A 25,236-nucleotide genomic window follows, 5' to 3' on the forward strand; every position below is an offset into this window, starting at 1 on the left:
TAGGACAATTCGACGTGTGCTCGGATGCGGCCCTCGCGGGGCCCGGTCGTGGCCCGGGCCCCGCGACCGACTACGCGGAGGAGCCCGCGAAGAGCGACCTCAGGGCGGTACCGATCGTCCCGAAGACCCCCGAGACCGAGCCGGTGCCCGGCTCCTGCGGATCGGTGGGCTCCTCCGGATCACCCGGGTCGCCGTCACCGGCGAGGTCGAGGCCCACGAGGACGGGGTCGTGGTCGGACGCACGGTAGGCGTCAGGCGCGTAGATCGCGTCCTGGGCGTCCTTCTTGAACTCCATGGTGTAGTCGATCAGGTCCGGCTCATCGGCGTTGTTGGTCCACACGGCGACGTCGGTGACGTGTTCGGCGAGCCCGGCGCTGGCCAGGGCGTGGTCGAGGTAGCCGAGCTGTCCGTCGAAGACATAGGTGTACGCCTCGGGGCCGACGTGCTGGCGGATCACGTCCACGTAGCCGGCCTCGTTCAGGGCGAGGATCGGGTCCTCCTTCGCGTACGCGTTGAGGTCACCGATCACCAGCGAGTGGCCCGAGGCCGACAGCCGCGGGTGGTCGCCGAGCCAGTCCGCGAGCGCCCGGGCGGCATTGGTCCGCACACCGTTGCAGTTGCCCTGGCCGTTCGGGTCCTCCGGGTCGCCGAGATCAGCGCAGGCCGAGCCCTTGGACTTGAGGTGGTTGACCACCACGGTCACGTCCTCACCGGAGGTCTTGTCGGTGAACACCTGGGCCAGGGCCGGTCGGTTCTTGCTGGTGACGAACCGGGGGTCGACGGTCTCGTCCAGGACCTCGACGGCGCCGTCTGGGCTCACCGCGGCGGGCTTGTAGATGAACGCGGTGGTGATGGCGTCGGTTCCGAGCCGGCCGGTCTCCAGTGCGCGGTAGGTGCCCTCGCCGACCCGTGCGTTGAGCGCGTCGACCAGTCTGCGGAGGGCGACGTCGTCGTTGTTCTCGATCTCGGTGAGTCCCACCACGTCGGCGTCGAGGCCGGCGAGCATGGCGACGATCTTGTCCTCCTGGCGCGCGAACTCGGTCGCGTCCAGCGCGCCGCGGGCGTTGCGGTCGTCCGATCGCAGGGTGGTGAAGTAGTTGAGGACGTTGGCCCCGGCCACGGTGAGCGGTGCGTCGACGACCGGCGCCGTCGGACGCGGGTTGGCGACGGTGTGGGTGGCGCCCTGCGTGGGCTGGATGGCCCAGGCTTCGAAGCGGTAGTCGAGCACGCCGGTCACACCGTCGAGGTGGTCACCCATGCGGAAGCGGTGGTCGATGGTGAAGTCCGCTCCGTCCGGATGGATCGCCGGGTCCGGATTCTGGGTGCTGCGGCCGTCGTCGATCAGGATCCGGTCCGCCGCGTTGGCCTCGGCCAGCGCGCGCGCCTCGGATGAACCCGCCTCGAACTGGTTGGTGGGCTGGAACTGCCGGCCGGTGGAGACGGCGATCTGACCGTAGCGGTCGTAGTTGAAGGCCTCGATGATCGTCACCTGCTGCGGCAGCGTCACCCGCATGCCCTCGTACTGCTCGAGCGAGTCGCGGTCCGCGATCGGCAGGGCCACCTCGATCGGGGCGGGGAGGTCCTGGCCGGTCGCGCACACCTCGGTGGCGGTCGGCTGGATCTGGGTCATGCCGAAGTACTCGGCGACCGTCCCGGTCAACCGCACCCGGTCCCCCACCGACACCGCGGGGGTCTCGGTGTAGACGAAGACGCCGTCCGAGGTGGCGGCGTCGCCGTCCCCTGCGTCCTGCAGGTAGAAGCCGCGGAAGCCGCCGGTCTGCATGTCGCCCACCACGATGCCCTCGACGGTGGCGGACTGACCGACCATCGGGGACTGCGCACCGGGGCCCTGGACGGCGCCCACGGCGGTGGCCGCCTCGCCACACGCACCCACGGGCTCCTCGTCGCCCGGATCGCCCGGATCGCCACCGGAGTCGTCGTCCGGCCAGTTGCCGAGGCCGTCGAAGGTGTCCACGGGCATCGAGGTCCACTGCGCGGCGGGGTCGAACACGTTCGACGGATCGGTGTCCGGGGCACTACCCACGATGCGTCGCAGTGTGCGGTCGACGGTGCTCACCTCACCGGAGGTCCACGCGGTGCCGGGGTCGAACCCCACCTGGCCGAACGAGTCCACGACGCCTCCGTCGGTGGAGCGGAGGACGATGGCGTCGTCGCCGTTCCACAGGCCGGCCCCGGTGCCCTGGTCCACGGTGAAGCCCGCGCGAGAGCTGCCGTAGACGAACGAGGATCCGGGCGCCAGTGTCCCGGCCAGACGGTCGTTCGAGGAGGTGGAGGTGGAGCCGTTGCTGTACACCTCGACGGAGTATCCGGCCAGGTCGACCGGCGTGACGCCGGTGTTGGTGATCTCGATGGCCTTGTTGAACGAGGTGCCCTCGACGTACTCGGTGATCAGCAGGGCGTGCGCTGCCTGAGCGGAGACGACGGGGGCGGCGGCGATCGGCGCGAGTGCCGCTGACACGACGACCGTCGCGGCCAGGGCGACCGCCCTGCGGGGGCGGCCGACAGCAAAGCGTTCCATTCGGGGACTCCATTTCGAGGGCGAACCCGGCCGTGCGCTGACATCGGGAGCGATGACATGTCCCGACCCGGGCGGGGCCACCATATGGGCGAAAGGAGTTGCGCAGACGGTGCCCAGGAGACGCCCGGGTGAACCTCAGGCAGCATCTCCTGTCCGGTCCCCGGGGGTCCTCTCAGCGGCGGTCCTCGCGCTCGTGTCGGGGACGCCAGACCACGACGGAGGTGGACCTCGGTACGTGGACCAGCTCCCCACCGACCCGGCCTCGCGCCGGCCCGGCGCGGAGTTCCGCGAGTTCGTCGACCAGCTCGCGGACCCGCGACTGCAGGGCGTCGACCTGGTTGGTCAGCTCGATGATGCGTTTGATGCCGGCGAGGTTGACCCCCTCGTCCTGGCTGAGCCGCTGCACCTCGCGGAGCAGGGCCACGTCGCGGAGCGAGTAGCGACGTCCGCCACCGCTGGTGCGTTCGGGCGTGACGATGCCCAGCCGGTCGTAGGTACGCAGGGTCTGGGCGTGCAGTCCCGACAGCTCCGCGGCCACGGAGATCACCAGGACGCTGTCGTCAGGGCCCAGGTCCCCGACGTCCCGCCGGGGGCTCATGCCGACCCGGCCCAGCCCGACCGTGGATCGAAGCCGGCTGCGCGCAACGCGTCGTCGTAGGCGGCGAGCTCGGCCTCGGCCATACCGGCGGGGGGCGTGGCCACCCGGAGAGTGACCTTGAGGTCACCGGTCCCGGACTTGCGTGCGATGCCGCGTCCCCGGACCCGCAGGATCTGGCCGTCGCGAGAACCGGCCGGGACCTTGACGGTCACCCGGCCGGTGAGCGTGGGCACCGACACCTGCGAGCCGCGGACGAGTTCCGGGTAGGAGACCGGCAGGTCCACGAGCAGGTCGGCGCCGTCGCGGTCGAACACGGCGTCCTTGGACACGGTGACGGTGACGTACAGGTCGCCGGACGGCGCGCCGCGGAACCCTGCCTCACCCTGGCCCGAGAGCCGGATGCGCTGGCCGTCCTGGACCCCTGCGGGCACCTTGACGTTGATGGTGCGGGCGCGGTCGGTGACGCCACTGCCGGTGCAGTCCGGGCACGGGTCGTCGATCTTGGACCCGGTGCCGCCGCAGTCCGTGCACGGTTCGGCGAACCCGAACGCACCCTGGGTGCGCTGGGTGACCCCGGCCCCGTGACAGGTCCCGCACACCTTGGGGCTGGTCCCCGGGCGGGCGCCGCTGCCGTGGCAGGTCAGGCACGGTGAGGCGGACGAGAGTCTGATCTGCACCGTCTCGCCCAGGGCTGCCTCGCGGAACGACAGGGTGAGGGCGGTCTCGACGTCCTGCCCGCCCTGCGGCCGCTGGGCCCGACCGCGTCCCGCTCCGGCCCCGCCGCCACGGCCCTGGTTGAACAGGCCGCCGAACAGGTCGGAGAAGCCTCCGGCACCACCGGCTCCGCCGGCACCCGCGGCCCCACCGAAGAGGTCGCCGATGTCGAAGTCGCCACCGGTCGTGGTGTACCTGCCGCCACCGGGGGGTGCGAAGCCGCCGAACCCGCCCGAGGAGACCTGCGCCCGGAACTCGTCGTACTCCTTGCGCTTGGCGGGGTCGCCGATGACGCTGTTGGCCTCACCGACCCGCTTGAACTTCTCCTCGGCGGCCTTGTCACCCGGGTTCTTGTCCGGGTGGTTGTCGCTCGCGAGCTTGCGGTACGCCTTGCGGATCTCGTCCGCGGTGGCGGACTTGGAGACGCCCAGTTCGGCGTAGTAGTCCTTCTCGACCCATTCGCGCTGACTCACCAGACGCCTCCTTCCTCTATCGGGTCCTGCTCTTCTGAAGTCTCATTAGTCTCATTTTTCCACTTCGGCCGCCGGTGTGCGGGTGTGACCGCCCAGGCACTCGCACCTACACGGTCACACCCGACCGGTCACACCCGCATTCCGGCGGGATGGATCAGCGGACGGTGACCATCGCCGACCGCAGGGTCCGCTCGCCGTGGCGGTATCCCTTGCGCAGGATCGTGCCGAGCACGGGCTCGGAGCCCTCGGACTCGTCCTGCACGGCCTCGTGCACGGCCGGGTCGAACGCGTCGCCCTCCTCGCCGAAGGATTCGACCCCCTGGGAGGCCAGGACCGCGTGGACCCTGTCGGCGAAGACCTTGAGCGGCCCCTCCTCCAGGTCCCCGTGCGCCCGTGCCCGCTCCAGGTCGTCGACGATCGTCAGGAGCTCGGTGAGGACCGAACCCTTGGCGGTGTCGATGATGGCCTGCCGGTCCCGCTCGACGCGGCGGCGGTAGTTGGCGAACTCCGCCGACACGCGCTGCAGATCCGCGGTCCGCTCGTCGAGCTGGGCCTGCAGTGCCGACGTGGTGTCGTCCGACGACGGGTCGCCGGTGGTGGCGGCGCCGGCGGTGGCGGCAGCGGAGTCGTCGTCGACGATCTCGCCCTCCACCGTCTCCGCCGGAGCGGCCCCGGCCTTCTCGTCCACCGCCTGCGCGGCGGCCACGTCCTCGGCGTCTCCGCCGGCCCAGGCGGCCTTGTCCGTCTCCGGACCGTCAGCGTGTGGTGTGGTCACTGGAACTCACCCCTGGCTGTCTCGTCGTCTTCGGCGGCCGCCTCGACCTCGTCGGGCGCGACGCCGGCCGCACCCTCGGCCACGATCTCGGCCTCGGGGGCGACGGGGGCGTCCTGGACGAACTTCTCGTCCACGGCCTCCTCGTCGGTGACCTCCGGGTTGCCGGGATCAGGGATTCCGGTCGCGTCCGTCACTTGTTCTCCCCCTTGGGCTCGTCCTCGTCCACGACCTCGGCGTCGACGACGTCGTCGTCAGCCGACCCGTCGGACGAGGGGTCTCCGGCCTCGGCGCCCTCGGCCGCAGCGGCTTCGTAGATGGACTGGCCGACGGCCTGGGCCTCGGTGTTGACCTTCTCCACTGCGGCCTTGATGGCGTCGACGTCCGAGCCCTCGAGTGCGGACTTGGCCTCGGCGATCGCGGCCTCGAGGGACTCCTTCTTGTCCGCGGGGACCTTGTCCTCGTTCTCCGAGACGAACTTCTCCGTCTGGTAGATCGTGGACTCGGCCTGGTTGCGGGCGTCGGCCTCCTCGCGGCGCTTGTGGTCCTCCTCCGCGTGGGCCTCGGCGTCCTTGATCATCTGATCGATCTCCTCCTTGGACAGGCCCGAGCCGTCCTGGATCACGATCGTGTTCTCCTTGCCGGTGCCCTTGTCCTTGGCCGTGACGTGGACGATGCCGTTGGCGTCGATGTCGAAGGTCACCTCGACCTGCGGCACGCCGCGCGGTGCGGGAGCGATCCCGGCCAGCTCGAACGACCCGAGCAGCTTGTTCTGCGCCGCCATCTCGCGCTCGCCCTGGAAGACCTGGATCTGCACCGACGGCTGGTTGTCGTCGGCCGTGGTGAAGGTCTCGGACCGCTTGGTGGGGATGGTGGTGTTGCGCTCGATAAGCTTGGTCATCACACCGCCCTTGGTCTCGATGCCCAGCGACAGCGGGGTCACGTCGAGCAGGAGCACGTCCTTGACCTCGCCGCGGAGCACGCCGGCCTGGAGCGCGGCGCCCACGGCCACGACCTCATCCGGGTTGACGCCCTTGTTGGGCTCCTTGCCGCCGGTCAGCTCCTTGACCAGGTCCGACACGGCGGGCATGCGGGTCGAGCCACCGACGAGCACCACGTGGTCGATGGTGGAGACGGCGATCCCGGCGTCCTTGATGACGGCCTGGAACGGCTTGCGGCACCGGTCGAGCAGATCCTGAGTGATCTTCTGGAACTCCGAGCGCGAGAGCGTCTCGTCCAGGAAGAGCGGGTTCTTGTCCGCGTCGACGGTGATGTACGGCAGGTTGATCGAGGTGGACTGGCCACTGGAGAGCTCGATCTTGGCCTTCTCGGCGGCCTCACGCAGACGCTGGAGCGCCATCTTGTCCTTGGTGAGGTCGATGCCGTTCTGCGCCTTGAACTTCTCGACCAGCCAGTCGACGATCCGCTGGTCCCAGTCGTCGCCACCGAGGTGGTTGTCGCCGGAGGTCGCGCGGACCTCCACGACGCCGTCACCGATGTCGAGAAGGGAGACGTCGAACGTGCCGCCACCGAGGTCGAAGACCAGGATGGTCTGCTCCTTGTCGCCCTTGTCCAGCCCGTAGGCCAGCGCGGCCGCGGTGGGCTCGTTGACGATGCGCAGGACGTTCATGCCAGCGATCTGGCCGGCGTCCTTGGTGGCCTGACGCTGGGCGTCGTTGAAGTAGGCGGGGACGGTGATGACGGCGTCCGTCACGTCCTCACCGAGGTAGGACTCCGCGTCTCGCTTGAGCTTCTGCAGCGTGCGTGCGCTGATCTCCTGCGGGGTGTAGTTCTTGTCGTCGATCGAATCCGACTTCCAGTCCGTGCCGATATGGCGCTTGACCGAGCGGATGGTGCGGTCGACGTTGGTGACCGCCTGGTTCTTGGCGGGCTGGCCCACGAGGACCTCGCCGTTCTTGGCGAACGCGACCACCGACGGGGTCGTGCGTGACCCCTCGGCGTTGGCGATGACGTTGGCCTCGCCGCCCTCGAGGACGGCGACGCAGGAATTGGTGGTGCCGAGGTCGATACCGACTGCACGTCCCATGATGAACTCCTTCTCTCCGCGCTCTCATCGCGCGGACGGGGTGTGGTCCGAAACTCTGTTGTTAAGCAGACCCGGCTCAAGGCTCGGATCAGTGACTCCACCCTGCCTGTCGCCGGGGGCGCCGTCAACCCAAGTTGAGTCCGGATCGCTGAGGTTTGACGCACTGTACAACTGGGGACCGGCCCGATCAATTCCCGACGTGATCCAACTCACACCAAAACTTGAGCAAACCCGACTCAACAAGAAAAGCGGGGCGACGACGACGAAGGGACGCCGCCCACCCAGGGACGGATCAGATGACGCGCTGCACTAATCAACGCCTTGCACTTCGACGCCTTGCGCTGGATAGCGCCCTGCGATGGATAGCGCCCCGGGCTAGATGACGCCCTGGGCCAACATGGCATCGGCGACCCGGCGGAAGCCGGCGATGTTGGCACCGGCCGCCAGGTCGCCGGGCATCCCGTACTCCTCGGCGGTGGCGGCCGTGGTGGCGTAGATGTTGGTCATGATGCGGTCGAGCTCGGAGTCGACCCGCTCGAAGTCCCACTGCAACCGGCCGGCGTTCTGTCGCATCTCCAACCCACTGGTGGCCACACCGCCGGCGTTGGCGGCCTTGGCGGGGCCGAAGAGGATGCCCTTCTCGTGGATCACCTCGACGGCCTCCTCGGTGCACGGCATGTTGGCCCCCTCGGCCACCAGCCGGCAGCCGTTCGCCGCCAGGGTGCGGGCGGCGTCGCCGTCGAGCTCGTTCTGCGTCGCGCAGGGCAGTGCGATGTCGCACCTGACCTCCCACACCGGACGCCCCTCGACGAACTCGCAGTCGCCCCGCTCCTGCGCATAGACGGAGAGCCTCTCGCGTCGGACGTCCTTGACGTCGGCGAGCAGGTCCAGGTCGAGGCCCCTCTCGTCGACCACGTACCCGGAGCTGTCCGAGCAGGCCACGACGGTGGCCCCGAGCTGGGTGGCCTTCCTGGCCGCGTAGAGGGCCACGTTGCCGGAACCGGAGACCACCACGCGGGAACCCTCGAGGCTGAAGTCGGTCTCGCGCAGCATCTCGCGGACGTAGTAGACGAGTCCGTAGCCCGTGGCCTCGGTCCTCGCCCAGGAGCCCCCGTAGCCGATCCCCTTGCCGGTGATCACTCCCGCCTCGTTCCGGCCGGTGACCTTGCGGTACTGGCCGTACATGTAACCGATCTCGCGGGCGCCCACGCCGATGTCACCGGCCGGCACGTCGAGATCCGCCCCGATGTGATGGGCGAGTTCGGCCATGAACGACTGGCAGAAGCGCATGACCTCGCCGTCGCTCCTACCGTGCGGGTCGAAGTCGGAGCCGCCCTTACCGCCACCGAGACCGAGGCCGGTGAGCGCGTTCTTGAAGACCTGCTCGAACCCGAGGAACTTCAGGGTGTCCTCGTCGACGGACTTGTGGAAGCGCAGACCACCCTTGTACGGACCCAGGTCGGAGCTGAACTGGATCCGGAACCCGCGCTGGACCTGGATCACTCCCGAGTCGTCGACCCACGGCACGCGGAAGGACACTACGCGCTCGGGCTCGATGATCCGCTTGAGGATCCCGCCCTCCACGTACTCGGGGTGCTGCTTGACCACGGGGGCGAGTGACTCCAGCACCTCGTGCACTGCCTGCCGGAAGAGCCTCTGTCCGGGGTTTCGGGCCACCACGGTCTCGAGCGCGTCGTGCAGTGCGGCGTCGGCGTCGGACATGGGACCTCCGGTCTAAGGATGACAAGTACACGGGTGACCCGCTCTGGGCGATACCTCGTACCGAGGTTCCGGAGGTGGGTGCCACGGCCACAACCACGTCGCCGCCGTGCCGCAGCCTAGCGTCTGTTCAGGGAGATCACCGAGTCAGGCTGCGGCCGACCCCCGCCACGAACTCCCCCGGGGGAAACTCTCCGCCGGGGCGGATCCGGCCATACGATCAGGCGGATCCGGCCATACGATCAACGGTCACGGGCCCGACCGGTCCCTCCCCGTGCTGAGAGGAACAGTCACCCACATGCGACACCTCCCCCGTCCTCGTCTGTGGAGTATCGGCGCCCTGCTCGCCGTGGCGGTGGTCACCGCCCCGGTCGCGGCCCAGGCCCAGCCACGCGACGGCTCCCCGATGGTGGATGAGTCCCGCGCGACGAGCGCGATCGAGCACGATTCCCTCGAGGACGCGCTCGCGGAGGTTGGGACGACACGAGGCGGCTTCCGGTCGCAGTCCGAACTGGCGGACCGTCTGGCGGCCGCCTCGGACGACTACACCAGCCGGTTCCCCACGGCCTTCGCCGGCGTCGGGATCGTCGGTACCACCGGTCAGGTGGCGGTGGTCCGGGACGCCGACCGGGCGGACCAGCTGATCACGGACGCACGATCCCGCGGTTTCTCGGTGCACTCCGCCCCCTCCCCGGCCCGTCAACTGGACCAGAGGGCGGAGCGGGCGCAGGCCTGGGCGGATTCCCTTCCCCCGGGCCAACGGGACGGGGTCACCGCGATCGACGTGGACCCCTCGAGCGGCGACGTCACCGTGGTCGTCGAGGACTCCGGGGCCGCGCCCGTTCCCCCCGCCGACCTCGGGGCGGGCGTGCGTACCGCGGGCTTCCGCCCCGCCCAGGGCTCGCTCGGGTCGGGCGCGGCAACGCTGCCCGACGCCCCACCCGCCCTGCTGCCGAACTCGATGGTGGGCGGGACCCGTATGTATGTCCTCTCGCCCTCCCGCACCGTCGCCAACTGGTGTTCCCTCGGCTTCAACGGGATCCGCGACGGTCGGGTCGTCAACATCACCGCAGCCCACTGCAGTTCTTTCACCGAGCCGACCACGGGCCAGTCCGTCTTCCGGCCCGGCACGGTCTCGGAGAGCGGCTCCACCCCGAGGCTCGGGGCGTTCACGTCCGGCGAGGCGGATGAGTCCCTCGACGCGGCGCTGGTCACCGTCGATCCCGAGGACACTCCACGCTTCAGCAACTCCCACGTCCTCGCCGGCGGCGCGGAGCCCCTCGCACTGACCGGCACCCAGTCCCCGGTCAGGGGTCAGATCCTGTGCAAATACGGTCAGCGGACCGGGTACACGTGCGGGAGGGTGTCCGGCATCGACTCCGCCTCTCCCGGTGGCGTCAGGAACGTCACGGTCGAGCTGTGCGCGATCGCGGGGGACAGCGGCGGCGTGGTGTTCTCCGAGACCCGGGCGGTGGCGGTGACGAGCCTGTCCAACGCCTTCGACCAGTACGACCAGCCCTACCCGAGCTGCGAGGCGGCCCGGACCGACCTCGCTCTCCGCGGGGCGGTCCCCATGATGGTCGGGGTGACCGTCGGTGCGATCTCGGCCCGCTTCCCGGGTCTCCAGGTGGGCGCGACATGACACATGAATCCCACTAATCACACGTGTCACACTGGACTCAGTAATCACATCTCCGTAATCTTGGCCGCAACTGGTCGACCTGAAGTCGTCCACCGTGCATCACGGAAGGCCACAATGCGCACCACCTCTAAGCTCGCCGCACTCACCGCCGCCGCGGCCCTGGTCGTCACCGCCGCCCCCGCCGGCGCGGCCCCCTCCCCGATTCCCACCACACCGGCGCCGGCAGCCGCCCAGACGCTGCCCTCCCTCGACGGCGCCCTCGGATCGCAACTGACCTCCCTGGTCGAGGCCCTTCGTCGGGATCTCGGGCTGACCCCCGAGCAGTTCCTGGACCAGGCCGGGATCGGTGAACGCCTGGCCGAGTCCGGTCCCCGCTGGGAGCAGGCGTTCCGCAACTCGTTCGGCGGCGTCTGGCTGGACGAGCAGGGCACGGGCCTGGTGGGCGTGGTCGCCGGCGAGGCCGGCGACCTACTGCGCGCCGAGGCCACCGACGCCGGGTTCACCGTCCAGGACGTGGCCCTGACCACGGAGGAACTCACCGCCCGCGAGCGGCAGGTGGGCAAGATCGTCGAGGACCTCCCGGAGGACCTGAGAGCCCTGGTCACCGGGGTGCGGGTCGATCCCACCCGCAACGCGGTGGTCGTGGAGACCCGGGGCGGGGAGGCGGCCCAGCTGGGCAACCTCACCGCACGGCTCAAGGACCTCGCCGAGATCGACATGACCGAGGCCCCCGACCCCGCGGGGGACACCGCACCGTTCGGCAGCGAGGGCGGGACCCAGTCCGACGGCGAACCGACCACGGACGGGATCGAGCCCGCCACCACGCGCGCCGGCGCCCAGGCCGAGGCCGGCACCGGCGGAGACTCCGGCTCCCTCGGCAGCCTGGCCCTGCTCAACCAGACCGGCGTGATCCCGGAGGGCCCGATGCGCACGATCGTCGAGCTGCTCTCCGGCCTGACCCCCGGCACCGGCTCCATCATCGACGGGATGAGCCAGACCATGTCCGACCCCGTCACCCCGGTCCCCGAGAACCAAGCCCGCGCCGACGGCCCGGCCCCGACCGGACCCATCCCGGGAGGCACCGCCTACTCCGTCGCGGTCCCGGGCGGGATCCTCGAGTGCTCCACCGGGTTCAACGGAGAACTCGACGGTGCACCGGTCGTCGTCACCGCCGCCCACTGCGCCGGCGCCGACGGCACCCGCGCCGCGCTCGCCGACGGCGAGGAGTTCGGCACCATGACCCGGACCGAACGTGACGGGATCGATACGGCGCTCGTGGCCGTGGACCCCGAGTTCACCGACCGCTTCCGCACCAACCTGGTCGGCGCCGGTCCCGACACCACGCAGGCGATCACCGGGACCGCCGACCCGGTCGTCGGGCAGAAGGCCTGCAAGACCGGATTCCGCACCGGATTCTCCTGTGGCACCGTCTCCGAGGTCGGCGCGATGATCGACGTGGCCGGTTCCCGCACCATCGCCAACGCGTTCACGGTGGACCTCTGCGCCCTCCCCGGCGACAGCGGCGGCGTGGTGTTCTCGGGCGACAAGGCGCTGGGGATCTCCAGCGCGTCCAACGTCGCCGAGACCGGAACCTGCACCAACGCGGACACCGTGGCCAGGGAGAACGGCTACGTCCCGCGCCTGTCGGCGGTCCCGATCTCCGACGTCCTGGCCGCGCATCCCGGACTGACACTGCGCACCAACTGATCCCGAACGACCCGCGGGCCCCGTCCCACGAGTCGAGCGCGCTCCGCTAAGGGCGACCTCAACTCGTGGGACGGGGCCCGTGTGGCTTACCTTTAACGACAAGACCGTCGGCGGGCACCCCAGGGGTCGTCAAGTGCTCGTGCGTCGAGAAGTGCGACGAAAGGCCGCGAACCATGTCAGGCGTGACCATCACTCTCGGGACGATCGGTGTCCTGCTCAGCCTCTTCTGCTGGGCCTCCTTCATCGGGGGCGTCTCCAGGATGGTGCGGAGCATCATGTTGGGCCAGAAGGACGGATTCAACCGATTCGGCCCGGTGTTCGCACGGATGAAGAACACGATCGTCGAGGTCGGCGCACACACCAGGATGGCCAGGAAGCGGTCGGTCGGCTTCTTCCACTGGTTCGTCATGATCGGCTTCATGCTCGGCTCGATCGTCTGGTTCGAGGCCTACATCCAGACGTTCAACCCGCGCGGCGGCTGGCCGTGGCTGTCCGATCAGGCCTGGTACCACGGCGTCGACGAGTTCCTCGGCCTGGGCACCGTCATCGGTATCACCGTGCTGATCATCATCCGCCAGATCAATCAGCGTCGGGGCCTCAACCGCTTCACCGGCTCGGACCGCCGGGCCGCGTACTTCGTCGAGACCGTCGTGCTCCTCGAGGGCCTGGGCATGATCTTCGTCAAGGCCGGCAAGCTCGCGCTGTACCGCGCGGAGGGCCAGGACTTCCACTGGTCCACCGACTGGGTCTCCGGCCCGCTGTCGACGATCCTGCCGGCCAACGAGCTCATGGTCTCGGTCTTCGCCCTGATCAAGCTGCTCACCGGCATGATCTGGCTGTACGTGGTCGGCCGCAACATCACCTGGGGCGTCGCCTGGCACCGCTTCTCCGCCTTCTTCAACATCTACTTCAAGCGCGAGGCCGACGGTCGCACCGCGCTGGGCGCCCTCAAGCCCATGACCATGGACGGCGAAGCGCTGACCATGGAGAAGATCGAGGAGCGCACCGAGGCCGACGAGGACTTCGAGCCGGTCCTGGGTGCGGGCGCAATCGAGGACTTCTCGTGGAAGGGCTGGCTGGACTTCTCCACCTGTACCGAGTGTGGTCGCTGCCAGGAGCAGTGCCCCGCCTGGAACACCGGTAAGCCGCTCAGCCCCAAGCTGATGATCATGGCCCTGCGTGACCACGCCCACGCCAAGGCCCCGTACCTGCTCGCCGGTGGCAAGACCACCATGGGCGAGGAGACCGGACTGGTCGACGCCGACGGCAACCCGGATGAGAAGCGTCTGGCCAAGATCCCCGAGGCCTCCCGCCTCGAGGCCCAGCGCCCGCTGGTCGGCCACACCACCGCCGACGTCTCCGACGACCCGATGCTCGCCGGCATCATCGACCCGGAGGCCCTGTGGTCCTGCACCACCTGTGGCGCCTGCGTCGAGCAGTGCCCGGTGGACATCGAGCACGTCGACCACTTCATCGACATGCGCCGCTACCAGGTGCTCATCGAGTCCGAGTTCCCCACCGAGCTCGCCGGCCTGTTCAAGAACCTCGAGAACAAGGGCAACCCCTGGGGCCAGAACAACTCGGGCCGCGACGACTGGATGAAGAACCTCGACTTCGACATCCCGGTCATCGGTTCGGACATCGAGGACTTCTCGGACACCGAGTACCTGTTCTGGGTCGGCTGTGCCGGCGCCTTCGAGGACCGCGCCAAGAAGACCACCCAGGCCGTGGCCACCCTGCTGCACACCGCCGGTGTGAAGTTCGCCGTGCTGGGCCAGGGCGAGACCTGTACCGGTGACTCCGCCCGCCGCGCGGGCAACGAGTTCCTGTTCCAGATGCTCGCCGAGCAGAACATCGAGACCATGAACAACGCCTTCGACGGCGTGCCCGCCGGGCAGCGCAAGGTCGTCGTGACCTGTGCCCACTGCCTCAACGCGCTCAAGAACGAGTACGGCGACTTCGGCGGCGACTACCAGGTGGTCCACCACACGCAGCTGCTCAACCGCCTCGTGCGGGAGAAGCGGCTCGTGCCGGTCGCCCCGATCGACGGCGGCGTGACCTACCACGACCCGTGCTACCTCGGCCGGCACAACAAGGTCTACGAGGCGCCGCGCGAGCTCATGGACGGTTCCGGCGTGACCCTCACGGAGATGCCGCGCCACGGCCAGCGCTCCATGTGCTGTGGCGCCGGCGGCGCACGCATGTGGATGGAGGAGACGATCGGCAAGCGCATCAACGTCGACCGTGTCGACGAGGCGCTGTCCACCAAGGCGACGAAGATCGCCACCGGCTGCCCGTTCTGTCGGGTGATGCTCTCCGACGGCGCCACCGCGCAGACCGACGGTACCGAGCTCGAGGGTCAGGTCGAGGTCGTGGACGTGGCCCAGCTGCTGCTGGAGTCCGTCACCCGCGACACCGGTCTGCCGGAGCCACGCGAGGCCGCGTGGCTGGAGCAGCCGAAGCGCGAGAAGACCTCTGCGGAGAAGGCGGCCGCCGAGGCCGAGGCCGCCACGTCGGCCGAGGCCAGGACCGCGGTCGCCGAGCCCACCGAGACCGAGTCCACCACGGTCGAGTCCACCAAGGTCGAGCAGGCCCCGGACAACACGGTGATCGACAAGGGCGAGGGCGCCGAGGTGGCCGCGGCCGGCACCGCAGGTGCCGTCAGCGCCGCCGAGTCCGGCCCCTCAGCCGCTGACTCGACGGGGAAGCCCAAGTCGGGTGGCCTCTCGCTCGGCGGTGGCGGAAAGGCTCCCGGCGGTCCCAAGGCCCCCGGCGGTCCCAAGGCCCCGGGTGGCGCCAAGGCGCCCGGCGGCCCCAAGGCCCCGGGTGGCGCCAAGGCGACCGGTGAGTCCACGACCGAGGCGCAGTCCGCGGTCAAGGACGCCGAGCGCACCGAGGAGACCAGGGAGGCGGCCGCTGGTTCCGCGCCGGCCACCACCGGAGCTCCGAAGGCCGGCGGTCTGACCCTCGGCGGCGGCGCCAAGGCCCCCGGCGCCCCGAAGGCACCTGGAGCCCCCAAGGCCCCGGGCGCCCCGAAGGCGGCGGCGCCGGCTGCCACCGAGCCCGAGCCGACCGAGGCCACCGCGGCGGAGCCCGCCGGTGACGCGACCGGCAGAGCCGAGCCCGCGACGCCGGCCAAGCCGGCCGTCGGCCTCGGACTGAAGGGCGGAGGCAAGGCCCCCGGCGCACCCAAGGCCCCCGGCGCTCCGAAGGCGGCGGCCCCGGCCGCCGCAGCACCGGCCAACGACACGCCGGCGGAGCCCGCGTCCGGGTCCGGCTCAGAGCCCGCGTCGGCGCCGGACACCGCTCCGGAGTCAGACACCGTGACCGAGGAGCAGAAGGCCGACACCACGGTCCCCGAGACCGACGCCCCGTCGGCACCCGGGAAGGGCGGTTCGATCCCCCGCTCGACGAAGCCCGGCGGCTACGGCCTGTCCCTGGGCTGACCCCCGCCGGACGCCACTGCGGCCCGTGATCGGAACCTCGATCACGGGCCGCAGGCCATTTCCGGGCGCCGCCCTCAGCAGGTGTGATGCGCCTCCTGGACCCGGTACACCGGGGTCGGGATCCCCTCCATCCTCGCCTTGAGCTGCAGCGCGAGGTATTTCGAGTAGTGGCGGGACTGGTGCAGGTTTCCACCGTGGATCCAGAGCTGATCGACGTTCGTCGGCTTCCACATGTTGCGGAGCTCGCCCTCCCAGGGGCCCGGGTCCCGCGTGGTGTCCGAACCGTAGCCCCAGACCTTGCCCACCTTGTCGGCCACCTGCTGCGACACCAGGTCGGTCAGCCACTGGTTCATCGAGCCGTAGCCGGTGGCGTAGACGATGATGTCGGCGGGCAGCGTCGCTCCACCGTCCAGCTCGACCGCGTCGGGCAGGATCCGCGTCACCTGGCCGCGCTCCAGCGCGACCTCGCCGTCGATCACGAGCTGGCTCGCACCGACGTCGATGTAGTACCCCGACCCGCGCCGGAGGTACTTGAGGAACAGGCCGGACCCGTCCTCCCCGAAGTCCAGCTCGAACCCGGCCTCGCGGAGTCGGCGGTAGAACTCCGCGTCCTTCTCCGCCATCTGCTCGTACACGGGGATCTGCACGTTGGGCAACAGTCGGTACGGCCACGAGGCGAACAGCATGTCCGCCTTCTCGGTGGTCACGCCGGCGTCGAGCGCGTCCTCGGAGTACAGGGGTCCGAGCGCCAGGGACATCAGGGACTCGCTCCGCGCGATGTGTGTCGAGGAGCGCTGCACCATGGTCACCTCGGCCCCGTGGTCCCACAGCGCGGCGCAGATGTCGTGGGCGGAGTTGTTGGACCCGATCACCACGGCGCGCTTGCCCTCCACATCCCCCTCCCCCGTGAACTCGGAGGAATGCCACTGCTCCCCGGTGAAGCTCTCCGTGCCCTCGAAACGCGGGATGTTCGGGTACCCGGAGACGCCGAGGGCGAAGATCAGTTGGGTTGGTCGGAGCTCGACCCTCTCGCCCTGCCGGTCCACCTCGACCCGCCAGGTCCCCGACTCGTCGTCGAAGTCGGCGTTCAGGCACCGGGTCCCGGTCCAGTAGTCGAGCTCCATGATCGCGGTGTAGTGCTCGAGCCAGTCCCCGACCTTGTCCTTCGAGGGGAACACCGGCCAGTCCTCGGGGAACGGCAGGTACGGGAGGTGGTCGTACCAGACGGGATCGTGGAGGTGGAGCGACTTGTACCGCTTGCGCCACGAGTCTCCGGCCCGTTCGTTCTTCTCGATCACGATGGTCGGTACGCCCAGTCGCTTCAGCCGCGCGGCGAGCCCGATGCCACCCTGGCCGCCGCCGACGATCACGGCGTAGGGCTGTTCGCTGTAGCCGAGGGTCTCCTGACGCTCGGCCTTCTGCTCGAGCCAGGTCTTGCGTCCACGGCGGACCACGTGCTCGACCCCCTGGTCGCGGGTCCGGCGCTTCTTCTCCTCATGGCCCTTCAGCTCCTGCATCGTGGTCAGCAGCGTCCACGCCTTCCCGTCGCGCAGTCGGAGGTGGGCCCACCCGCGACCGGCCGCTGTCTCGAAGGTGACCCACGACTCGACCACGCCGTCGGAAACGGTGGCGGGTTCGTCGAGTGACCAGTCCGAGGGAGAGATCTCCGCGGGCTGGGTCTCGAGCATCCGGCGGATCTCCTCGCGGCCCTCGAGCGTCCGCAGGTTCCAGGTGAAGGCGACGAAGTCGCGCCAGTACCCGTCGGCTTCGAAGAGCTCAGCGGCCCGGTCCGGCTGTCCGTCGCGGAGGGCCTGATCGAAGGCCGCGAGCCAGTGCTCGACGGCGGAGTCCGCGTTCACCGGGTCGTCGTCGACGCCCCCGCCGGCACGGTCGCCCCGACCCCGCTCGGTCGGGGCTGCTGTCATCTCGGTCATGTCCACTCCCTCGTGCTCGTGTAGCTTCTGCAATGACGTAGATCACACTTTCTCCCCAAGGGGGTGGCAAGGTCGTTGCATCCGACGTTGCGCTTCTCCGACCCGCGGGCCTTCGCGGCGCGCTCGATCGAGGCCCACGGGGTCGCGTTGGCCGGGGGCACGACCTCCGTTCTGGACTCGAGGGTTCTTCGTGCGTGGCGTCGCAGCGGGGCGGCCGGGATCTCCCCGGATCAGGAGCACCCGACGCGCGTGCTCTCCCGCGACCAGATCACCGACGCGCGCGAGATCACGCCCCTGCGCCATATCGCTGCGGACGTGGTCTCGTCGGTGTCCGACACCTCAGCAGCGGGCCGGCACCTGGTGGTCCTCACGGACTCGCGGGGCTGCCTGCTGTGGCGGTCGGGGAGCGCCCAGGTCCTCCGGCGCGCGGATTCGATCGCGTTCGCCGAGGGTGCCGACTGGTCCGAGAGGGGGATCGGGACGAACGGCATCTCGTTGGCCCTCGAGACGGGCGCCCTGACGCACGCCACGGCCGGCGAGCACTACGTCCGTGCGCATCACGGCTGGACGTGCACGGCGAGTCCGATCAGGGACGCGCGGGGATCGATCGTCGGCGTCCTGGACGTCTCACACCCCCTGAGGTACTCGACCGCCGAGACGGCGTCCCTGGTGCGATGCGGTGCCCGGCTCGCCGAGACCCTCCTCGCCGCCCGGTCCGGTGAGGACGGCGATCCCGCAGCCAACCCGGTCACCGAGATCCGTCTGCTCGGCTGGAAGCCCTCGCTGACCCGTGCTGACGGGTCGACGATCGCCCTCACCCCGCGGCGCGCCGAACTCCTCGCCCTCCTGGCGTCCCGTGAGGCGTGGACGGCGCGGGCCCTGGCCGAGGCGCTGTACGGCGACCCCTCGGCCACGACCACCGTCCGGGGCGAGGTCCGTAGGTTGCGGCAGCTCACCGGACTATCGATCGACTCGCAGCCGTATTCGCTGGCCCCGCACGAGCGGCGTTGTGTGGACTTCCTCTCGGTGGAGCATCCGGACGAGCTCCTGCCCGACTCGGAGATTCCCGCCATCAACGATCTCCGCTACGGGATCTGAGCCGGAGGTCACCTCGGCCGGACCCCGGCCGGAACCGGCGGGGGTGGCACAATCATCAGGTATGACGCCTGAGACCCCGGGACGCGAGCTCCGCCAACCGCGCACGCTCGACCAGTCCTCCAAGCTCAAGAACGTCCTCTACGAGATCCGCGGCCCGGTTCTCGCGCGAGCCAACCAGCTCGAGGCGGAGGGTCACCGGATCCTCAAGCTCAACATCGGCAACCCCGCGCCGTTCGGGTTCGAGGCGCCGGACGTGATCATGCGCGACATGATCGCCGCGCTCCCCCACGCTCAGGGTTACTCGGAGTCCAAGGGCATCCTGTCGGCCCGCCGCGCGATCTTCACCCGCTACGAGTTGGTCCCGGACTTCCCCCACCTCGACGTGGAGGACATCTATCTGGGCAACGGCGTGTCCGAGCTCATCACCATGACGATGCAGGCGCTGCTCGACGACGGCGACGAGGTCCTGATCCCGGCCCCTGACTATCCGCTGTGGACCGCCATGACCTCACTCGCGGGCGGCAAGCCCGTCCACTACCTCGCCGACGAGGACGACGACTGGAACCCGTCGCTCGAGGACATCGCCTCGAAGATCACGCCCAAGACCAAGGCGATCGTCGTGATCAACCCCAACAATCCCACCGGGGCGGTCTACTCCCGCGAGGTCCTGCAGGGGATCGTCGACCTCGCCCGCGAGCACAGCCTGCTCATCCTGGCGGACGAGATCTACGACCGGATCGTCTACGACGAGGCCCAGCACACGTCCATCGCCACGCTCGCCCACGATCTGCTGGTCCTGACCTTCAACGGTCTGTCCAAGACGTACCGGGTGGCGGGGTACCGGGCGGGCTGGATGGCGATCACCGGCCCCAAGGCGCACGCGGCCGGGTTCCTGGAGGGGTTGGAGCTGCTGGCCTCGACTCGGTTGTGCCCCAACGTGCCGGCGCAGCACGCGATCCAGGTGGCCCTCGGCGGTTACCAGTCGATCAACGAGCTGATCGAGCCCGGCGGGAGGCTGCACGAGCAGCGCGGCATCGCGTGGGAGAAGCTCAACTCGATCCCCGGCGTGAGCTGCGTCAAGCCGATGGGCGCCCTGTACGTGTTCCCCAAGCTGGACCCGGACTTCCACGAGATCCGCGACGACCGGCAGTTCGCGCTGGATCTGCTCGAGCGCGAGCGCATCCTGGTCACCCAGGGCACCGGGTTCAACTGGCCCGACCCGGATCACTTCCGCGTGGTCACGCTGCCCGCCGGCCGTGACCTGGCCGTGGCGATCGAGCGGATCGGCAACTTCCTGTCCTCGTACCGCCAGTAGGCCCGTCCCGTCAGAAGTCCCGTCCCGCCAGTAGGCCCGTCCCGTCAGAAGTCCCGTCTCGCCAGTAGGCCCGTCCTGTCAGTGGCTCGCGCCCACGGTCGCCCGGTCCAACTCCTCCGGGGTCACGTCGCGGGAGAGCCACACCGCTGCAGCGGTGGTGAGCGGTACGCACAGCGCGAGCGCGATCGCGCCGACCAGCGACCGCATCAGCTCCACGGCCACGACGTCGGAGGTGAGGATCGACAGCGGCGAGCGGGTCCCCAGCGAGAACAGGAGCAACAGCGGCAGCGCCGACCCGGTGTACGCCAGGACCAGGGTGTAGACCATCGAGGCGACGTGGTCGCGGCCGACTCCCATCGCCGACCGGAACACCTGGACGGGACCGGCGTGCGGGTCGAGGTGGCGCATCTCGAACACGGTCGCGGACTGGCTCACGGTGACGTCGTTGAGCACGCCCAGGGCGCCGATGATGAAGCCGGCGAGCAACAGTCCCGTCAGCGAGACGTGCTGCACGAACACCTGGACCTGTGTCGTGGAGTCGCCGCTGAGTCCGGTGATCCTGGTGGTCTCGATGACCACCCAGCTCAGTAACGCCGCCGCCAGCATCGCCGACAACGTGCCGAGCAGCGCGGCGTGGGTCTTGAGGTTGATCCCGTGGACCACGTAGATCACCAGGTAGAGCACGGCGGAGCCGCCGACCACGGCCACGAGGATGGCCGGGTTGCCGTCCAGGATCGAGGGGAGGACGAACCCCACGACGACGACGAGGGCCACCGCGATCCCGATCAGGGCCCGCAGTCCCTTCCACCGCCCCACCGCGACCATCACCACGGCGCCCACGAGGAGCCACAAGGCCATGGGCACGGTCCGGGTGAAGTCCTCGAAGGCGTAGGTGTCGGTGGCCCCCTGGGGTGAGCGCCCCAGCTGGATCTGGTCGCCCGCGCCGAGGTCCGGCGACCCGGGGCCGGGCGGAATCTCCAGCAGGACCTCTCGGCCGGCGTCAGGGCCGGTGTCGAGTCGCACGATCGAGCGCGGACACTCCGGGCCGGGGAACCGGGGGTCGAGCGGCGGCCCGGGCAGCACCCGCCCGTTGTCCGGGGAACCACAGGGGGCCACCTCGGTGGACACGACCTCCCCGCGCTCGGTGACCACCGAGGAGCCGGACGACTGGGCGAAGTACGGGTCCAGTTCGGGGTCCTCGAAGGTCGGCCACAGCAACGCCACCCCCGATCATCGTCGCGACCGCACCCAGGATCAGACCCACCACCGTGATCCGGCCGGCGCTGCCGGAGGGCACGAGGTAGGACCCGCGTGGGGGGCGCTCGACCCGGTGCCGGTGCCGGGGAGGGGTCGCTGGCCGGTCGCTCACGCCGGTAACCCTAACCCGGCGGACCCCGCCGCTCAGGCCGTCGGCACCCCGCGGCCCAGTGCGCGGTAGGTCCAGCCGGCGGCGCGCCAGCTGTCGGCGGGCATGCAGTTGCGGCCGTCCAACAGGATCCGCCCGCGCGCCACCCCCGTCACGGCCACCGGGTCCAGTTCCAGGAACTCGGCCCACTCGGTGGCCACCAGCACCACGTCCGCGCCCTCACACGCCTCGATAGCCGAGTCGGCGTACGCGAGCGTCGGGAACAACGCCCGAGCGTTGTCCAGCGCCTGCGGGTCGTAGACCACCGCCTGCGCTCCCTTGAGGGAGAGCATCCCGGCCACGTTCAACGCCGGCGAGTCACGCACATCGTCGGAATCCGGCTTGAACGCCGCCCCCAGCACCGCGATCGTCTTGCCGATCAGCATCCCCCCGCACGCCTCAGTCGCCAGGTCGACCATCCGCTCCCGACGCCGCATGTTGATCGAGTCGACCTCCCGCAGGAACGACATCGCCTGATCAGCACCGAGTTCCCCGGCGCGGGCCATGAAGGCCCGGATGTCCTTGGGCAGACACCCCCCACCGAATCCCAGGCCCGCGCCCAGGAAGCGCCGCCCGATCCGCGGATCCATCCCGATCGCGTCCGCCAACACCGTCACATCCGCGCCCGCCGCCTCACACACCTCCGACACGGCGTTGATGAAGCTGATCTTGGTGGCCAGAAACGCGTTCGCGCTGACCTTGACCAGCTCGGCGGTCGCCAGGTCGGTCACGATCACCGGACACGGATCGGCCTCGAGGATCGGCGCGTACGCCCCGCGCACCACCTCCTCCACCGCACCACCCGGCTCACGTAACCCGATCACGATCCGGTCCGGCGTGAGCGTGTCGACCACCGCGAAACCCTCCCGCAGGAACTCCGGGTTCCACACCACCTCCGCCCGCACACCCTGCCGAACGTTCTCGTCGGCGATCTCCTGCAACCGCGCCGCCGTCCCCACCGGGACCGTCGACTTGCCCACCAACACCGCATCCCCCCGCAGCAACGGCGCCAACCGGGCCACCACGTCCTCCACATACGAGGTGTCGGCCGCGAACTCGCCCTTGCGCTGCGGGGTACCCACCCCGATGAAATGCAGGTCCGCGAACTCCGCCGCCTCGGCATAATCCGTGGTGAACCGGACCCGACCGGCCTCCACCTGCCGCAGCAGGATCTCCGGCAACCCCGGCTCGTAGAACGGCACCTCACCGGCCCGCAGGCGATCGATCTTCGCCTCGTCCACGTCCACCCCCAGCACCTCATGACCCAACTCGGCCATACAAGCGGCATGGGTGGTCCCCAGATACCCGGTCCCGAACACGGTCATACGCATAGCGCCGTTCTACCGTCCCCGAACGACCTCGCGGGAACACCGGGGTGAACGCAGGACGAGCGTCCTGTTGCGGGGCCCGGGTCGGGACAAGCCCGGTTCGGCGTCGGGCCCGGTTCAGCGTCGGGCCAGGTTCAGCGACAAGCCGGGGTCAGCGGAAGTTCAGGTACGCCTTGGAGGCCGTCGGGCCGCGTTGCCCCTGGTACTTGGAGCCCGTCGCGGCGGTGCCGTACGGCACCTCGGCGGGACTGGACAGCCGGAACAGGCACAACTGGCCGATCTTCATCCCCGGCCACAGCGTGATGGGCAGGTTGGCCACGTTGGACAGCTCGAGGGTGATGTGGCCCTCGAACCCCGGGTCGATGAACCCGGCGGTGGAGTGCGTGAGCAGACCGAGACGTCCGAGTGAGGACTTGCCCTCGAGCCGGCCCGCCAGGTCGTCGGGCAGCGCCAGTCTCTCCAGGGTGGCGCCCAGGACGAACTCGCCGGGGTGCAACACGAACGGGTCCCCCTCGGCGGGCTCGACCAGTTCGGTCAGGTCGTCCTGCTGTTGCGCCGGATCGATGTGGGTGTAGCGCGAGTTGTTGAACACGCGGAACAGACTGTCGAGGCGGACGTCGATGCTCGACGGCTGGATCAGCGAGGAGTCGAGGGGGTCGATCGTGAGCCGCCCGTCGGCGAGCTCGGAGCGGAGGTCACGGTCGGATAGCAGCACGGTCTAGAGGGTAACGCGACCCCCCGGCGAGCAGTCGGAGCTGGGTGCCCAACTCCGTGACGTTGACGCACGCCTCGGCGAAGGGCAGTCGCTCCCGGTGGATGCGCCCGTCACGCCCGACGAGTTCGATGTCCACCCCGGCGCGGTCGATGCCGACCAGCAGCGGGCGCTCGGCCGGGAGGCAGCGGCACACGCGGAGGGCCATCCGCGGCACCACCTGACAGCGCGGGTCGTTGAGGTGGTCCAGCCAGTGCCCCTCGAGGTCGGCGAAGGGGTCGGGGCCGGAGGTGGCCAGGTCCTCGGGGTCGATGTCGGTCACGCCGTCGTCGTCGGTGAGGACGACCCGGTCAGCGCGGAGCCGCACCAGGGCGACGCCGGTTCCCACGTCCAGCAGGACGGGGTCCGGGAGGTCGCGGGCGATCTCCCCGGCGGTGCTGCGCTGGGCGCGCACGCCCGGAAGTTCCACACGACCCTCGACGACGACGATGCGGCGACAGCGCCCCTCGGCCGCTCCCCCGATGATCTCGTCGAGGACCTCGAGCCGCGCCCGCACACCCCCGACTCCGATCGTGACCGCGTCGGCCATCGGTAGCGCCACCCAGAGGTCGGCGGTCCCGGGCACCTGGTGCACCAGGCTCACCTCGGGAGGGGGCACGGCGGCCGTGACGGACGGAAGACTCAGTGCGGCCCGGGGGCACCGGCGCAGCGCCGAGCTCACTCGTTCCGCGGGTTCCGGGATCGGCCCCACCAGTGATCGCATGCCAACTCCTCGTCGTCGTTCCCGCACCGTTCCGGCGCCTCAGGGGAAGGCGCCGGAACGGTCCGGGGGCGGGGACGTGACTACCCGCAGCGACTAACTTAGGTAAGGCTTACCTCTAAAGCAAGGGTTTTGTGCGAACCGGTCAGAACCGGGCTCACCCGGCGAGTGAGGTGAGCTCTCGTCGTACATCCTCGGAATCACGAACGACCTGCGCGAACGGGATCCGGACGACCTCTCTGACCCCGGTCGCGGAACCGACCGAGAGGTCCAGCCCGAACCTGTCGATGCCCACGATCCACGGGCGGGTGCCGGCGATCTGGCGGCCCGAGCGCAACGCGAGCCGCGCCGCGAGGCCGGTGTCGGAACCGAGGCGGCGCAACCACGCCTGCTCGTCGATGCCGATCGGGTCGACCGCCGCCGCCGCGAGGTCGCCACGGGGGATCACGTACGCCCCGTCGGCACACAGGTAGGAGACGTCGAGCGGCTGCAGTTCGCTCAGACGCAGCGATCCCGCCTCCCCGTTCGGGCCCGACCCGCCCCCGTCGGCGGCGACCAGCCTGCGCCGCCTCGTCGCCGAGGACGCGGTGACGATCCCCGAGATGGTGACCACTCCGCGAGCCACGGCGCAGTCGTCGTCACATGGCGTGACCCGACCCCCTGCGCGCGGACTCCCCGAGCGCGGGCCCCCCGAACGCCGGACCTGCGCCGAGGGCCGGCCGTCGACCGCGAAGGACGGCCCCCCGCCGGACTCACGACACCGGCCGGTGCACACCGTGTCGACGATCTCGACCGACGCCGAACCGCCCGCCGACGCGACTCCGGCCGACTCCCCCGCTTCGCGGGACATGCCTCCGACGTCCACCACCAGCACGATCACACCGTCATCGCGGACCCGCGCCGACCGCAGCGGTCGCGTCAGGAGCCCCGCCCCGACAGTGCCGGCGGCGCCGCGCGCCAGGACGGTCCGCACACGCTCGGCGATCGGCCGCTCCGTCACGTCGTCCATGATGATCCTCCCGGCATG

18 protein-coding genes are annotated in these 25,236 nt (G+C 70.0%); 5 read left to right on the forward strand and 13 right to left on the reverse strand.

The annotated features are described in order from the left end of the window. Positions 1 to 70 precede the first annotated feature (70 nt). The 7 genes from A6048_RS15270 to gdhA all read right to left on the reverse strand — a co-directional run bounded on the left by A6048_RS15270 (position 71) and on the right by gdhA (position 8,865). Positions 71 to 2,539 carry an ExeM/NucH family extracellular endonuclease gene (locus A6048_RS15270; protein WP_159110208.1) on the reverse strand — a complete coding sequence of 823 codons (2,469 nt, stop codon included), beginning with the start codon at positions 2,537 to 2,539 and terminating at the stop codon, positions 71 to 73. 172 nt (positions 2,540 to 2,711) lie between these two features. After that, positions 2,712 to 3,137 carry a heat shock protein transcriptional repressor HspR gene (locus A6048_RS15275; RefSeq protein WP_107746712.1) on the reverse strand — a complete coding sequence of 142 codons (426 nt, stop codon included), beginning with the start codon at positions 3,135 to 3,137 and terminating at the stop codon, positions 2,712 to 2,714. Continuing rightward, a complete protein-coding gene (dnaJ, locus tag A6048_RS15280) occupies positions 3,134 to 4,324 on the reverse strand; it encodes a molecular chaperone DnaJ (RefSeq protein ID WP_107746713.1) in 1,191 nt (396 codons plus the stop codon). The genes A6048_RS15275 and dnaJ overlap by 4 nt, the downstream gene beginning before the upstream one ends. Before the next feature lie 154 nt (positions 4,325 to 4,478). Continuing rightward, on the reverse strand, positions 4,479 to 5,099 hold the full coding sequence (gene grpE, locus A6048_RS15285; protein WP_107746714.1) for a nucleotide exchange factor GrpE: 621 nt from the start codon (positions 5,097 to 5,099) through the stop codon (positions 4,479 to 4,481). Then, complete coding sequence (locus A6048_RS15290) at positions 5,096 to 5,293, reverse strand: hypothetical protein (protein ID WP_107746715.1); 198 nt, start codon at positions 5,291 to 5,293, stop codon at positions 5,096 to 5,098. Before A6048_RS15290 ends, grpE begins: the two co-directional genes overlap by 4 nt. Next, on the reverse strand, positions 5,290 to 7,143 hold the full coding sequence (dnaK, locus tag A6048_RS15295; protein ID WP_107746716.1) for a molecular chaperone DnaK: 1,854 nt from the start codon (positions 7,141 to 7,143) through the stop codon (positions 5,290 to 5,292). The genes A6048_RS15290 and dnaK overlap by 4 nt, the downstream gene beginning before the upstream one ends. 375 nt (positions 7,144 to 7,518) lie before the next feature. Continuing rightward, positions 7,519 to 8,865: an NADP-specific glutamate dehydrogenase gene (gdhA, locus tag A6048_RS15300; protein ID WP_107746717.1), complete on the reverse strand. Its 1,347-nt coding sequence runs from the start codon at positions 8,863 to 8,865 to the stop codon at positions 7,519 to 7,521. Positions 8,866 to 9,160: 295 nt separating this feature from the next. Between gdhA and A6048_RS15305 the strand changes: the two genes are divergently transcribed. The 3 genes from A6048_RS15305 (at position 9,161) to A6048_RS15315 (ending at position 15,657) form a co-directional block, all read left to right on the forward strand. After that, positions 9,161 to 10,504 carry a S1 family peptidase gene (locus A6048_RS15305; protein WP_235027325.1) on the forward strand — a complete coding sequence of 448 codons (1,344 nt, stop codon included), beginning with the start codon at positions 9,161 to 9,163 and terminating at the stop codon, positions 10,502 to 10,504. 114 nt (positions 10,505 to 10,618) lie between these two features. After that, complete coding sequence (locus tag A6048_RS15310) at positions 10,619 to 12,211, forward strand: S1 family peptidase (RefSeq protein WP_107746718.1); 1,593 nt, start codon at positions 10,619 to 10,621, stop codon at positions 12,209 to 12,211. A gap of 173 nt (positions 12,212 to 12,384) precedes the next feature. Then, positions 12,385 to 15,657 carry a (Fe-S)-binding protein gene (locus A6048_RS15315; RefSeq protein WP_244911019.1) on the forward strand — a complete coding sequence of 1,091 codons (3,273 nt, stop codon included), beginning with the start codon at positions 12,385 to 12,387 and terminating at the stop codon, positions 15,655 to 15,657. 74 nt (positions 15,658 to 15,731) lie between these two features. Here the strand turns inward: A6048_RS15315 and A6048_RS15320 are convergent, their stop codons facing one another. Next, positions 15,732 to 17,591, reverse strand: coding sequence for an NAD(P)/FAD-dependent oxidoreductase (locus tag A6048_RS15320; RefSeq protein WP_107747210.1), 1,860 nt, complete (start codon positions 17,589 to 17,591; stop codon positions 15,732 to 15,734). 87 nt (positions 17,592 to 17,678) lie between these two features. Here A6048_RS15320 and A6048_RS15325 point away from each other — a divergent pair, with 87 nt between their 5' ends. Both A6048_RS15325 and A6048_RS15330 read left to right on the forward strand, forming a co-directional pair. Next, the gene (locus tag A6048_RS15325; protein WP_107746719.1) at positions 17,679 to 18,689 is read left to right on the forward strand and encodes a helix-turn-helix domain-containing protein; all 1,011 of its coding nucleotides are present in this window, start codon (positions 17,679 to 17,681) and stop codon (positions 18,687 to 18,689) included. 61 nt (positions 18,690 to 18,750) lie between these two features. Next, positions 18,751 to 20,004, forward strand: coding sequence for a pyridoxal phosphate-dependent aminotransferase (locus tag A6048_RS15330; RefSeq protein WP_107746720.1), 1,254 nt, complete (start codon positions 18,751 to 18,753; stop codon positions 20,002 to 20,004). 78 nt (positions 20,005 to 20,082) lie between these two features. Here A6048_RS15330 and A6048_RS15335 read toward each other — a convergent pair whose 3' ends face one another. The 5 genes from A6048_RS15335 to A6048_RS15355 form a co-directional block, all read right to left on the reverse strand. Then, the gene (locus tag A6048_RS15335) at positions 20,083 to 21,228 is read right to left on the reverse strand and encodes a YibE/F family protein (protein WP_108835179.1); all 1,146 of its coding nucleotides are present in this window, start codon (positions 21,226 to 21,228) and stop codon (positions 20,083 to 20,085) included. A 177-nt stretch (positions 21,229 to 21,405) separates the two neighbouring features. After that, positions 21,406 to 22,740 carry a UDP-glucose dehydrogenase family protein gene (locus A6048_RS15340; RefSeq protein ID WP_107746722.1) on the reverse strand — a complete coding sequence of 445 codons (1,335 nt, stop codon included), beginning with the start codon at positions 22,738 to 22,740 and terminating at the stop codon, positions 21,406 to 21,408. A 148-nt stretch (positions 22,741 to 22,888) separates the two neighbouring features. Then, entirely contained in the window at positions 22,889 to 23,452 is a 564-nt protein-coding gene (gene dcd, locus A6048_RS15345) for a dCTP deaminase (RefSeq protein ID WP_107746723.1), read from the reverse strand. Then, a complete protein-coding gene (locus A6048_RS15350; protein ID WP_107746724.1) occupies positions 23,433 to 24,212 on the reverse strand; it encodes a hypothetical protein in 780 nt (259 codons plus the stop codon). The genes dcd and A6048_RS15350 overlap by 20 nt, the downstream gene beginning before the upstream one ends. Positions 24,213 to 24,366: 154 nt before the next feature. After that, positions 24,367 to 25,218, reverse strand: coding sequence for a DUF2470 domain-containing protein (locus A6048_RS15355; RefSeq protein WP_107746725.1), 852 nt, complete (start codon positions 25,216 to 25,218; stop codon positions 24,367 to 24,369). Between the last annotated feature and the right edge of the window lie 18 nt (positions 25,219 to 25,236).

The organism is Dietzia psychralcaliphila (genome assembly GCF_003096095.1).
Taxonomy (GTDB): domain Bacteria; phylum Actinomycetota; class Actinomycetes; order Mycobacteriales; family Mycobacteriaceae; genus Dietzia; species Dietzia psychralcaliphila.

Bases quoted from the DNA above. Each gene is read 5' to 3' on its own strand.
- A6048_RS15320 (WP_107747210.1), bottom strand. From the start codon at position 17,591: ATGACCGAGATGACAGCAGCCCCGACCGAGCGGGGTCGGGGCGACCGT.
- A6048_RS15330 (WP_107746720.1), top strand. From the start codon at position 18,751: ATGACGCCTGAGACCCCGGGACGCGAGCTCCGCCAACCGCGCACGCTC.
- A6048_RS15275 (WP_107746712.1), bottom strand. From the start codon at position 3,137: ATGAGCCCCCGGCGGGACGTCGGGGACCTGGGCCCTGACGACAGCGTC.
- A6048_RS15315 (WP_244911019.1), top strand. From the start codon at position 12,385: ATGTCAGGCGTGACCATCACTCTCGGGACGATCGGTGTCCTGCTCAGC.
- A6048_RS15310 (WP_107746718.1), top strand. From the start codon at position 10,619: ATGCGCACCACCTCTAAGCTCGCCGCACTCACCGCCGCCGCGGCCCTG.
- gdhA (WP_107746717.1), bottom strand. From the start codon at position 8,865: ATGTCCGACGCCGACGCCGCACTGCACGACGCGCTCGAGACCGTGGTG.
- A6048_RS15340 (WP_107746722.1), bottom strand. From the start codon at position 22,740: ATGCGTATGACCGTGTTCGGGACCGGGTATCTGGGGACCACCCATGCC.
- A6048_RS15355 (WP_107746725.1), bottom strand. From the start codon at position 25,218: ATGGACGACGTGACGGAGCGGCCGATCGCCGAGCGTGTGCGGACCGTC.
- A6048_RS15305 (WP_235027325.1), top strand. From the start codon at position 9,161: ATGCGACACCTCCCCCGTCCTCGTCTGTGGAGTATCGGCGCCCTGCTC.
- dnaK (WP_107746716.1), bottom strand. From the start codon at position 7,143: ATGGGACGTGCAGTCGGTATCGACCTCGGCACCACCAATTCCTGCGTC.
- A6048_RS15350 (WP_107746724.1), bottom strand. From the start codon at position 24,212: ATGCGATCACTGGTGGGGCCGATCCCGGAACCCGCGGAACGAGTGAGC.
- A6048_RS15270 (WP_159110208.1), bottom strand. From the start codon at position 2,539: ATGGAACGCTTTGCTGTCGGCCGCCCCCGCAGGGCGGTCGCCCTGGCC.